Below are 11,538 nucleotides of genomic sequence, written 5' to 3' on the forward strand. Positions count from 1 at the left end.
GTGGTGGCTAAGCGCCGAGGCTGTCTGAAGAAACGGCGCTTCATCACGGATTATTGCCTTGGAAACCTGCGGTCAGGACCTTCTTCTCCCGCACCTCCGAAGTCACTGTCCTCGACGGTACGCGACCGCTGTTCCTCGACCACTGCGGTTTATGGGTGACACGCGCTGAACACTGGTGGTGTTGCCTAACACCAGTCGGCGAACGTCCGCTTCAGAGAAGTCGCTGGGGCGGGCTGAAAGACCGGAATGGGCGGATTTCGTTGAAAAACTCGCGGTTGGCCTGGATTGAGATTTGACCGGGTGCTTGGCCGGGGGGCTCCCGCCAGCCGGTCAGGCTAGGCTCGGCTGCCCCAGCGGGATCAGCTTGGCCAGCTTCCGTAGGTTCTGGGCGGCGGCCGCGAGGTGGAACTCGTCTCGGGCCCCGTCTGGCCCCCGCAACCGAAGCCGATCCAGCCGCAGGATCCGCTTAAGGTGGGCAAACAGCATCTCGACCTTCTTGCGCTCACGCCGCGAGGTACGGCCCGCCTCCGAGGCGCAGATGTCGCGCGCCATCTGCCGGGCGCCCTCGTGGATCGAGCGTGGGATCTTGCGGGCGGATGCGTTGGGGCAGCATCGTGGCTTCAGCGCGCAAGCTTCGCAGTCGTACTTGCTCGCGCGGTAGCGCAGCATCCCGTCTGCGTCGACGAGCGGGGGCGGTGACCGATAGACCTTCTGGCGTTGCCGCAGGTGCTTGCCGGCCGGGCAGGTGTAGGCGTCGGCGCCAGGGTCGTAGGTGAAGGCCGACCGGCTGAAGGTGCCGTCGCGGCGCTCGGACTTATCGAAGACGGGGATGTGCGGCTCGATGCCCTGCTCGTGGGCGAGCCAGCCCAGCATCGCGGCCGAGCCGTAACCGCTGTCACCGGCGAGCCGGGCCGGGTAGAGGTCGAAGCGCTCGCGCGAGCGCACGATCATGCGCTTGGCGGCCGTGACCTCGGCCTGCCGGATCGCGGTGGTCGGCTCGACGTCCACGATGACCGCGTGGTCGAGGTCGATCAGGTAGTTGGCCGCGTAGGCGAAGTAGGCCAGCCCACCGTCCGCACCCGTCCAGCGCGCGGCCGGGTCGGCGGGGGAAACGAGCTTAGGCACGACCGGCGTCGCAGCTCCGAACGCGGCGTCGTCGAGCACAGCCAGGTACTCCCGGGCGGCGCGGCTGACGCTCTCGGGTGGCAGGCCGTTCGTACCCTCAACACCCTTCTGCCGGTTGGCATCAGCCTTGATAAGGCTGGCGTCGACCGCGAAGCCCTCGCCGCCCACGAGCCCCTCGGCGATGCAGCGGGCGAGCACGGTCTCGAACAAGCAGCGCAGCAGGTCGCTGTCGCGGAAGCGGCCATGGCGGTTCTTGGAGAAGGTCGAATGGTCCGGCACCCGGCCGTCGAGCCCGAGCCGGCAGAACCAGCGATAGGCGAGATTGAGGTGGACCTCGTCGCACAGGCGGCGCTCGGATCGGATGCCGAAGCAGTAGCCGATGAGCAGCATGCGGATCATCAACTCGGGGTCGACCGAGGGCCGGCCCGTCGAGCTGTAGAACGGCTGCAGGTGCGCGCGTAGACCCGACAGGTCAACGAAGCGGTCGATGGCGCGCAGCAGATGGTCGGCTGGGATATGTGTATCGAGCGAGAACTCGTAGAACAGGGCACCCTGCTCGACTTGCCGAGGTCCCATCATCTGCTTCGGTCTCCGTCTCTCGACAGAAGTGAATCACCTCACGACTACCGCCGCAACACCCGAGTTTTTCAACACAATCGGCCGAAAGCTGCCGGTCTGTTTCTCGGCACAGAATTGCAGAAGCGGGATTCGTTTCGGTTCAGGCAGCCGTCTCAAAGCGGTCCTAGACAGACCTTCGAGTTGCATTTGGTGAAGAGCTGCTTGCGATGCCTGAGCAATTCTTCGCCTAAGGCTGAGATCACTCGATCTGGGGCGCACCGACCTCGTTCTGACGGTGATTAAATCTCAACGACGCCCGCCGCTTCAAAGCGCGAAGATATCCTTGTGGAATATTGGCCTGATTTGGCATGTAACTCAGGGACCAGCAGAGGCAGCAAAGTGCTACCTCGTGGTCATTGTAGGCAAGCTAGTTAAGACTGGGGCGCTCGTTCAGGCCGAAGTGGCACCAGGCGGAGCAGTGGGCGGTCCGGTGATCGCCCATCAGCAGGTCAATACGCCTCGGTCAGGTAGGCGGCGATGGCCTTGCCGGCCGCCTCGTCGATCGGGGCGTGGTAGACCTTGATCATCTTGGTCACCTCGGATTCCCAGAACGCCCGGCCCTTCTTCGGCGGCTGCATCGCGATGTAATCGACCGAGTGGCAGCTCAGGCAGTTGGTCTGCGCCGCCTCGAAGCCGGTCTCGTGGCCGGAGGGCGCCGGACGCAGCTGCGCCGTCGCTTCCGGGAGGTCGTAGGTCTTCGGGCCGGCCAGGGCCGCACCGGCGGCGAGGACCAGGAAGGCGGCGATCAGGATGCGCGTCATCGTCCACTCCCCTCAGGCCGCCCGCACGCGGGTGGTCTCGACCACGTTGCGCAGGTACCCGGCCGAGTTCCAGCGCGGCTCCAGGGGCTGCGTCGCCCCGTCGTTCCCGGTCGCCCGGACCCGGATCGCGTGAGCGCCGGGCGGCAGGTCGGCCTGCAGCATCCAGGGCCGGAACGCGTAGCGCCCGAGATCCGGCCCGAGCTTCGCCTCGCTCCAGGTGCGGCCGTCGTCGAGGGAGACCGCGACCGCCCGGATGCCCGAGCCGCCGTCGAAGGCGATGCCGCGCAACGGCGTCGGACCCGCCTTCACAGTGGCGCCGTCCGCGAGGTTCGTCAGGAAGGATCGGATCGTGAAACGGTTGATCGGCACGGTGCCGGAGGCCGGCTTGCCGGGCTCGGTGCAGGCGCAGTCGTTGTCCGGGATGCGGTAGGCCGTCTTCATCCAGAAGCCCTCGTAGGGCTTGTCGAGCACGGTGACGCCGTTGAGGTGCTTGACCCAGTAGGTCCCGTAATAGCCCGGCACGACGAGGCGCAGCGGATACCCGTTCAGCCAGGGCAGGTCCTCGCCGTTCATCGACCACGCGAGCATCACCTCGCCGTCGCGGGCGTGATCGAGTTGGAGGGTCTTGGCGAAATCCGGCGTCTCCGGGACGACCGGTCCGTCGAGCCCCTCGAACAGCACCTGCACGGCGCCCGCCTTCACGCCGGCCTTGTCGAGCACGGCTCTCAGCGGCACGCCCGCCCAGCGGGCGCAGCCCATGGCGCCGTTGGCGAGTTGCCCGCCCGCCATGCGCGGCTCGAAGAAGCCGCGGGAATTGCCCGAGCACTGGTTGACCGCGACGATCTCGGCGCCCGGCATCGCCTTGAGCTCGGCGAGCGACAGGGAAACGGGGTGCTCGACCAGGCCCTTTACCTCGAGACGGAACGCGTCCGGATCGATCGCGGTCGGGATGTCGGCGAGGTGATAGCGGACGAAGAAGGCATCGTTCGGCGTGATGGCGCCCTCGTCGAAGACCGAGAAGGGCGTCTCCAGTTGCGGCGGCCGGGCGGTCATCTGCAGGAGCGGGCGCTTGCCCGGATAGGCGACGAGCGGGCGCTCGCCGTTGCCGAAGGGCAGCGTGACGGTCTCTGCCAGCACCCGCAAGGGCCACAGCGATGCACTGCCTGCAGCGAGCAAGGTGGTCCCCGCGCCTCGCAAGACCTCTCGTCGATGCACCATGGCTTCCTCCATTCTCGACGTCAGCCTCATATATGAGGCCACTTATCTTTCTTCGTGCTTGTGATCTCAGCTCAGAGCCAGCCCATGAATCAGCCCAACACTGATAATGAGCAGCAGCACGAGGGAGAGCGTGACGGCCGCCGTCACCCGACCGCCGACCCGGCTGATCACCCGTACATCGACGCCTAGCCCGAGAGCAGCCATAGAAACGACGGTCAGAAGCGTAGCCGTTCTTGTGATCGGCCCGACCGCGATATTCGGAACGAGCCCAAGGGAGCGCAACGCTGCCAGAGCCAGGAAGCCGAGTATGAACCAGGGCACTAGCTTGAATAGATTGAAGCGGCGCCCCCGGCTCTCCGGCGCGTCCCCCCGGAAGCGGGAGGCCATCAGCGACAGGGTCACGACGACGGGGCCGAGCATCAGCACGCGCACGAGCTTCACGAGCGTGCCGATCTGCGTGCTGACGAGCCCTGCCGGCACGGTCGCGGCGAGCACCTGCGGCACGGCGTAGACGGTCAGCCCCGCTAGGATGCCGTACTGCGTGGCGCTGAGGCCGAGCAGAGGGATCAGAAGTGGCAAGCCCAGCACCATCAGGACGCCGAGGACCGCCGTGAACGAGATCGAGGAAGCGATGTCGTCGCCGTCGGCTCCGATCACGGGCGCCACCGCGGCGATCGCGGAATTGCCACAGATTGAGTTGCCGCAGGCAATCAGCACTGAGATCTTGGTTGGAAGGCCGAGAATACGACTAATTCCAAAGCTACCCACGATTGTCACGAATACCGTGGCGACAATGGCGCTGAGCAGAAGCGGCCCCGAGGCGATGATCGCGGCGAAGCTGATCGAGGCGCCGAGAAGCACCACGGCAACCTCGAGGAGCTGCTTGGCGCTGAACGCGATGCCCGGCCGCCAGCGCGGGCTCGGCTCCCAGAGGGTGCGCAGCGCCATGCCGAGCAGGATCGCGACAACTAGCGCTTCGATGTAGGGGTGGCCGAAGGCGTGCTCCTCGAGGCTCTGGGCACCGAGCGAGACCAGGGTGATGGCGGCACACAGGGCCACGCCCGGCAAGAGATCCGTGACGTATGCACGAAGCACAGCTGCGCTGGAAAGAATCTTCACAGTACCGCGGTCCCCGAGCGTGCTCTCGATCCAGTCGTTGGCAGTGGCAAGCAGACCCCAGCGGCGCACTGCGCTGCTAAGCCAAGCGCAGTGCTGGTCCATAGCGCCGTAGCAACGAGAGGCGTGAGCCCAGCCGTGCTCAATCTTCACACCGCCCTCATTGCCGATGTGAGGACCGTTTCCTGGCCCCGGCTGGACCCTTGTGTTCATCCAGCTGGGTGGCGCCCAAGGCTGGCGGGGTCAGCCGGTCGTGGGCGAGGCAAGTTGAGCAGGTGCGGGATCTCGCCCGGCGTGTCGGCGACGGCGACGCCCGCCGCCTCCAGCGCCCGGCGCTTGCCCGCGTAGCTCCCGAAGGCGCCCGAGACGATGGCGCCGGCATGGCCCATCTTCTTGCCGGGCGGCGAGGCGCGGCCCGCGATGAAGGAGACGACGGGCTTGCTCATCCCGGCCGCGTAGGCCGCGGCCTCCTCCTCCATCGATCCGCCGATCTCCCCGACCATCACGATGGCGCGGGTGCCGGCGTCCCGGTCGAGGGCTTCGAGCGCGTCGCGGGTCGTCGTGCCGATCATCGGGTCGCCGCCGATGCCGAGGAAGGCCGACTGGCCGATCCCCGCCCGGGTCAGGTTGAGGCAGATCAGCGTGCCGAGGCTGCCGCTGCGCGAGATGACGCCGACCTCGCCCGGCTGGAAGATGTTGCCGTTGTGCCCCGGCATGATGCCGACGAAGCCCTCGCCCGGCGTCACGATCCCGGCCGTGTTCGGGCCGACGATCCGCGTGCCGCGGCGCGCGGCCGCGTGGTGGATCGCGATCACGTCGCGGGCCGGGATGTGCTCGGTGAGGATCACGACGGTCTTCGCCCCCGCCTCGATCGCGTCGAGGGCGGCCTCGCGCGCCGCTGCCGGCGGGATGAACATCACCGCCCAGTCGAACGGCGTCTCGGCCATCGCGGCCCGGGCCGTCGCGTAGACGGGCAGGCCGAGATGGCGCTCGCCCGCCCGCTTCGGGTTGACGCCGGCCACCACCTGCGTGCCGCAGGCGAGCATCTTCTCGGTCCAGAAGCTCCCCTGCTTGCCCGTCATGCCCTGGACGAGGACGCGGGCGTGCTGGCGATAGATGATCATCGGGCTGCCTCCACCGCGGCCTGGACCGCGTCTTCCATCAGGTCGTAGGGCTCGACGCCGAGCCCGTCGCGCACGAGGCGCACCGCCTCGTCCTCACCGGTCCCGTGGATCGAGAAGAACACCGGCACACTCGGGGCGAGCCGCTTCCAGGCGGTCACGACGCCCTCCGCCATCACGTCGGTGCGGGCGAAGGCGCCGCAGAAATTGACGACGAGGCTCTTCACGCCGGGATTGGCCAGCACGAGGCGGAGCGCCGCCTCCGACTTCGTGTAGGCCTCGCCGCCGATCTCCAGAAAGTTGGCGGGCCGGCCGCCGCAATGGCTGATCACGTCCATCGTAGTCATGGTGAGCCCGGCCCCGTTCGCCAGCACCCCGACATTGCCGTCGAGCTGGATGAACTTGAGCCCCTGGGCGAGCCCCTCGCGCTCCAGGTCCGTCATCGGCTCGGCCGCGGCTTGGCCCGCGAGGTCCGCCTGCCGGAAGGAAGCGGCATCGTCGAGTGTGAGCTTGCAATCGAGGGCGACGACGCGCCCGTCGGCGAGGAGCGCCAGCGGATTGATCTCGATCAGCTCCGCATCGACCGCGCCGGAGATCCGGTAGAGGCCGGCGAGGATGGACGGGATCGCCTCCGCCGCGGCGCCGAGGTCGAGACCCGCGACGAGGGCGCGGGCCTCCGCCTCGCCGAAGCCCCGGTCGAGGTCGACCGCGTGGCGGCGCAGGGCCTCGGGGCGGGTCTCCGCCACCTCCTCGATGTCCATGCCCCCTTCCGTCGAGAACAGGACGAGGGGGCGGCGGCTGCCCGTGTCGTTGAGGATCGCGGCGTAGAACTCGCGGGCGATCTCGGCCCGCTCCTCCAGGAGCACCGAGCCGACGGGATGCCCGTCGATCGTCATGCCGAGGATGGCGCGGGCGGCCTCCGCCGCCTCCTCGGATGAGCGGGCGGCCCTGATGCCGCCGGCCTTGCCCCGCTTGCCCGTCGGCACCTGCGCCTTGACCATGCAGGGGCCGAGATCGGCGAAGGCGCCTTCCGCCTCCTCGGGCGTCCGGCAGAGCACCGAGCGGGGCACCGGGATTCCGGCCGGCGCGAGCACCCGCGCCTTGGCGACGTGTTCCAGGAAGTTCATCGGCCGGCCTCCGCTGCGGTGTCCTCGACGTATCCGATCCGCTCCCAGTGCGGCCCGAACAGGTCGCGCGGGCTCGGCCGGTCCTCGGGGATCGGGGTGACGAGGTGGGTGATGTTGAGGAAGTGGCGGTAGCTCAGGTTCTCGGAGATGCTGTTCTTCTGCCAGGAGCCGCAGCCCATGCTGAGCGTGAAGCCGAGCCCCGAATTGAAGCCGCCGCCGTTGCCGAAGGTGTGGGCGAAGTTCACGAGCACCCGCACCACGTCGAGGTCGGCGGCAAGTTCCCGGGCGCGGGCCATGTCGGTGGTGTGGATGCCGCAGGAATGGCCCTTGCCCTGGTGCTCCAGGATCTCGGCCACCCGCGCCTTCGCGGCGGCGAAGTCCGCCGCCCGGTAGACGGTGAGGACGAGGGCGAGCTTCTCGCCGGAAAACGGGTGGGCGCGCCCGACCCCGTCCTCCTCCACGAGGAAGTACTTCCTGTCCGCGGCCTCCGGCGGCAGCCCGAAGGCCTCCGCGAGGACCGGGGCGTCGCGGGCGATCAGGTCGCGGTTGAGCTTGCCCTTGACCCAGAGCCGCTCGCGGATCCGCTCCTTCTCCGCCGGCGTGCAGAGATAGGCGCCGGCCCGCTCGAGCGCCGCGATCGCCTGGTCGTAGACCGCATCGACGATGACGACGCTGTTCTCCGACGAGCAGGAGGTCGAATTGTCGAAGATCTTCGAGTCCCGGATCTTCTGCGCCGCCGCGTCGAGGTCGGCGGTCTCGTCGATCATCACCGGCACGTTGCCGGCGCCGACGCCGATCGCGGGCGTGCCGCTCGAATAGGCGCGCCGGACGTTGTCCTGCGAGCCCGTCACCACGACGAGGTCGCAGGCTCGCATCAGGGCCTCGGTCGAGTCCTTCGTCACGGGATCGGGCAGGATCTGCACGAGATCGGCCGGCAGCCCGATCCGCTCAAGCTCCTCGCGCATCAGGGTCACGATGCGGGCGGTGGTCCGGTAGCCCAGCGGCGAGGGGGCGATGACGATGGCGTTGCGGCCCTTGACCGCCATCATCGCCTTGTTGACCGGCGTGGCGCCGGGATTGGTCGAGGGCGTCACCGCGCCGATCACGCCCATGGGCTTGGCGTATTTCACGAGGCCCTTGGCGTGGTCCTGCTCGATGACGCCGACGGAGCGCCCGCGCAGCAGGTCGCGGAGCGTCCCGAAGGTCTTGCGCTGCTTCTTGACGATTTTGTCGGCGACGTTGCCGAGGCCCGTATCGGCGACCGCGAGCTCGGCGAGTTCGCGGGCGTTCTCGGGCTTGTAGAGGGACCAGGCGAGCGCCCGCACCGCGGCGTCGGCCCCCTCCTGGTCGACCTCGGAAAAGAGCTTCTGAGCGGCGCGCGCCCGCCGCATCACCGCCTCGACGGGAGCGGGATCGAAGGCTTTCGGAGGAGTTGATACTGATTCGGGCCGGCTGAACGGTTGCGGGGCAGCAACTGACATGATGGACTCCTCATAAACTCGAGGGAACGGGGCGAGTATTGGGCGCCGGTTCATCGGCCAGCGCCGTGCATTCAATTTATTCCGCCGGCTTCACCGGCAGAGTTCGGGTGGCGGGCGCTCCCGCAGTTTCGACGTCGTCGACGAAGGGCTCGTCCGGGCGCATCCGCAGCGCCAGGACCGCGCCGAGGAGCAGAAGGCCGAGGGAGGCGGCGAAGGGCAGGTCCCAGCGGCCGGTCGCGTCGATGATGGCGCCGAAGACGACGGGCGAGATCATGCCGGCGAGCCCGAAGCCGAAGTTCATGAAGCCGCTCGCGGTGCCCGCGTGCTGGGGCGCGATGTCCATCGGCACCGCCCAGATCGGGGCGACGATCAGCTCGGCGAAGAAGAACGCGCCGCTGAGGCAGAGGGCGATGGTGACGAGGTCCGTCACGAACAGCACCGGCAGCATGAACAGGAAGGCGCCGAGGAAGCCCACCACGATGACGCTGACGCGGGCCTTCGAGACGCTGCCCGTCCGGCGCAGGATGCGGTCGCTGACGATGCCGCCCACCGTGTCGCCGACGACGCCGGCGAAGAACACGCCCGAGGCGAAGATGGCCGACTTCTTGATGTCGAGGTTGTACTGGTGGAGGAAGTACGAGGGGATCCAGTTGAGGAACAGCCACAGGGTCCAGCCATAGCAGAAGTCGGTCAGCGTCACCGGCATCATCCGGCGGAGGAGGCGGCGCCACGGCACGGCCTTGCGCTCGGAGGCGATCCTTCTCGCTGGCAGCACGTCGAGCTCGGCCTGGGTGATGTGCTTGTGGTCGCGCGGATCGTCCCGGAAGTAGAACCACCACAGGGCGACCCAGGCGAAGCTGATCAGGCCGATGATGATGAAGGAATCGCGCCAGGAGAGCGCGACGATCAGGAAGGCGATGATCGGCGGCGTCACCGCGTTGCCGAAGCGGGCGAAGGCGTGGGTGATCCCCTGCGCGAAGCCGCGCCGGTCGGCCGCCATCCAGTTGGAGAGGGCGCGCGTCGCGGTCGGGAAGGCCGAGCCCTCGCCGATGCCGAGGAGGAAGCGGGCCGCGACGAGGGACATCGCGCCCTCGACGAAGCCGATCATCACGGTCGCGGCCGACCAGATCGCGCCGCAGATCAGCAGGGTCAGCCGGGGCCCGAGGCGGTCGCCGAGCCAGCCGCCGGCGATCTGGAAGAAGGCGTAGGGGTAGGCGAAGGCCGAGAAGGCGAGGCCGAGCTCGGTGTTGGTGAGGCCGAGTTCCTTCTGCATCGCGGGCGCGGCGGTGCCGATGTTCACCCGGTCGATGTAGGTGACCAGGTACATCAGGCAGATGATGAACAGGACGCGGTCCGTGGCCTTGAAACGACTGAGCCCAAGCATGCTGCCCTCCTGACAGGGTCCGCGAAGTCGAGCTGGGTCGGCGCACAAGATCAGGCACCTTCCGAGACTGTCCTCGACGGCCGTTCGGCGTTCCTCAACCTTCGCGGCGCGGTCCTCCATCAGGTCTTGGATGCCTGAATCGGGGGTGGGACCGTGCCACGGGATGACACGCTAGCCATTGCCAACGGTCACGGGAAATTTATTGTCTGCATCGCGATCATTCAGGAAATTGATCGGAATGATTCCGGATCTTGAGATTCCGCTGCTGCGAACCTTCGTGGCGGTGAACGAAACTGGCAGTATAACGTCAGCCGGCCGGCAGGTCGGGCGCACGCAGCCCGCGGTGACCCACCAGATGCACCGCCTGGAGAAGGCGCTCGGCAAGCCGCTCTTCGAGGGCGACCGCCGCCACCTCACGCTCACCCGCGAGGGCGAGATGCTGCTCGGCTACGCCCGCACCCTCCTCGGGCTCAACGACGAGATCCGCGAACGCTTCCAGGCGCCCGACATCGCGGGCCATGTCCGCCTCGGCGTGCCGGACCTCTACGCCGCCTTCCTGCTCCCGGCCGTGCTCGGCCGTTTCTCTCGGGCATACCCGCAGATCGAGATCGAGCTGCGCTGCTCCCGCAGCGTCCATCTCCACGCGGCCTTGCAGCGGGATGAGATCGACGTCGCTGTCATGACGCAACAACCGGAATTCGGCAGCGCGACAGTCGTGCGGGAGGAGCCGCTGATCTGGGTCGCAGCCCGCGACTACCCGGCCGGCGTGAGCGAGCCGCTGCCGCTGGCGCTGCTTCCCTCCGGGAGCATCTATCGTCAGCGGGCGCTGGACGCGCTCGGTCATGTCGGGCGCTCCTGGACGATCACAGCAGTGAGCGATAGTATCGCGGGGCTGCAGGCGGCGGTCTACGCAGGGCTCGCGGTCTCAATCTTCCCACTATGCGCTCTCAACCAGCACGTGCGCCGGCTCGGCCGAGCCGACGGGCTGCCGGATCTACCCGCGATGAACATCGTGCTTCAGCGCAGTCCAAGCGGGATTGAGCCCGCAGCTGAGCACCTCGCGCAGTATATTGAGGCGGAACTTAGCAACTCCGCGCACTTATAGCGCTGAAATATGGCATCTCAATATTAGTGGCCTGCGCCCCATGCTATCCTCGCATTCACATCGCCTTCGATTGTAGATATTGGGCGGCGAGTTGACGATCGGGCGTGAGATCGAGCGCTGCGGGTCGGAAGTCTGGCGAACGACAGCTATGCTAAGTAGGAGAGGCGCGCTCCCTTCACTCCGCCCCAGTCGAGAGACGGGCCCATTCAGCCCTCCTCAAGCTCTTGGTTATCTCGTCTGTGTGCTCGAGATGGAGCGGCCCGGATCTCGAGACCAGAAAGTATGCTGACCCATAACACCCAGCATACAGCCATGATAGACCTACCGCAGCGCCAGCTCGATTTCGCCAACTACGTAGATGCTATTGATCGCTACTCAGGCGAACGGCACCTCGTCCCGGATCGCCGGCTGTATTATAGCAGGCAACCGCTGCGGTGTGGTGGCAAAGGCAAACTCTTCGTGATTTTGCCCGCCGAGCCCCT

Annotated in this window: 9 protein-coding genes; 1 reads left to right on the forward strand and 8 read right to left on the reverse strand. The window is 67.4% G+C overall.

From position 1 onward, the window contains the following. Positions 1-330 precede the first annotated feature (330 nt). The 8 genes from DK389_RS30375 to DK389_RS30410 all read right to left on the reverse strand — a co-directional run bounded on the left by DK389_RS30375 (position 331) and on the right by DK389_RS30410 (position 9,951). Positions 331-1,704, reverse strand: a complete 1,374-nt coding sequence (locus DK389_RS30375) for a transposase (protein ID WP_109887551.1) — start codon at positions 1,702-1,704, stop codon at positions 331-333. A 488-nt stretch (positions 1,705-2,192) separates the two neighbouring features. Continuing rightward, positions 2,193-2,504, reverse strand: a complete 312-nt coding sequence (sorB, locus tag DK389_RS30380) for a SorB family sulfite dehydrogenase c-type cytochrome subunit (RefSeq protein ID WP_109892695.1) — start codon at positions 2,502-2,504, stop codon at positions 2,193-2,195. A gap of 12 nt (positions 2,505-2,516) precedes the next feature. After that, positions 2,517-3,722, reverse strand: coding sequence for a SorA family sulfite dehydrogenase catalytic subunit (sorA, locus tag DK389_RS30385; RefSeq protein ID WP_109896982.1), 1,206 nt, complete (start codon positions 3,720-3,722; stop codon positions 2,517-2,519). 66 nt (positions 3,723-3,788) lie between these two features. Beyond that, complete coding sequence (locus DK389_RS30390) at positions 3,789-4,817, reverse strand: YeiH family protein (RefSeq protein WP_418292089.1); 1,029 nt, start codon at positions 4,815-4,817, stop codon at positions 3,789-3,791. A gap of 230 nt (positions 4,818-5,047) precedes the next feature. Then, positions 5,048-5,962, reverse strand: a complete 915-nt coding sequence (gene sucD, locus DK389_RS30395; RefSeq protein WP_194075140.1) for a succinate--CoA ligase subunit alpha — start codon at positions 5,960-5,962, stop codon at positions 5,048-5,050. Beyond that, positions 5,959-7,086 carry a succinate--CoA ligase subunit beta gene (locus tag DK389_RS30400; protein WP_109893843.1) on the reverse strand — a complete coding sequence of 376 codons (1,128 nt, stop codon included), beginning with the start codon at positions 7,084-7,086 and terminating at the stop codon, positions 5,959-5,961. Before DK389_RS30400 ends, sucD begins: the two co-directional genes overlap by 4 nt. Further along, positions 7,083-8,567, reverse strand: a complete 1,485-nt coding sequence (gene sauS, locus DK389_RS30405; RefSeq protein ID WP_109895380.1) for an acylating sulfoacetaldehyde dehydrogenase — start codon at positions 8,565-8,567, stop codon at positions 7,083-7,085. Before sauS ends, DK389_RS30400 begins: the two co-directional genes overlap by 4 nt. Before the next feature lie 76 nt (positions 8,568-8,643). Further along, on the reverse strand, positions 8,644-9,951 hold the full coding sequence (locus tag DK389_RS30410; protein ID WP_109895382.1) for an MFS transporter: 1,308 nt from the start codon (positions 9,949-9,951) through the stop codon (positions 8,644-8,646). A gap of 238 nt (positions 9,952-10,189) precedes the next feature. Here DK389_RS30410 and DK389_RS30415 point away from each other — a divergent pair, with 238 nt between their 5' ends. After that, positions 10,190-11,056 carry a LysR substrate-binding domain-containing protein gene (locus DK389_RS30415; protein WP_109895384.1) on the forward strand — a complete coding sequence of 289 codons (867 nt, stop codon included), beginning with the start codon at positions 10,190-10,192 and terminating at the stop codon, positions 11,054-11,056. Positions 11,057-11,538: the final 482 nt, after the last annotated feature.

The organism is Methylobacterium durans (genome assembly GCF_003173715.1).
GTDB lineage: Bacteria > Pseudomonadota > Alphaproteobacteria > Rhizobiales > Beijerinckiaceae > Methylobacterium > Methylobacterium durans.

Bases quoted from the DNA above. Each gene is read 5' to 3' on its own strand.
- DK389_RS30375 (WP_109887551.1), bottom strand. From the start codon at position 1,704: ATGATGGGACCTCGGCAAGTCGAGCAGGGTGCCCTGTTCTACGAGTTC.
- sorB (WP_109892695.1), bottom strand. From the start codon at position 2,504: ATGACGCGCATCCTGATCGCCGCCTTCCTGGTCCTCGCCGCCGGTGCG.
- sorA (WP_109896982.1), bottom strand. From the start codon at position 3,722: ATGGTGCATCGACGAGAGGTCTTGCGAGGCGCGGGGACCACCTTGCTC.
- sucD (WP_194075140.1), bottom strand. From the start codon at position 5,962: ATGATCATCTATCGCCAGCACGCCCGCGTCCTCGTCCAGGGCATGACG.
- DK389_RS30400 (WP_109893843.1), bottom strand. From the start codon at position 7,086: ATGAACTTCCTGGAACACGTCGCCAAGGCGCGGGTGCTCGCGCCGGCC.
- sauS (WP_109895380.1), bottom strand. From the start codon at position 8,567: ATGTCAGTTGCTGCCCCGCAACCGTTCAGCCGGCCCGAATCAGTATCA.
- DK389_RS30410 (WP_109895382.1), bottom strand. From the start codon at position 9,951: ATGCTTGGGCTCAGTCGTTTCAAGGCCACGGACCGCGTCCTGTTCATC.
- DK389_RS30415 (WP_109895384.1), top strand. From the start codon at position 10,190: ATGATTCCGGATCTTGAGATTCCGCTGCTGCGAACCTTCGTGGCGGTG.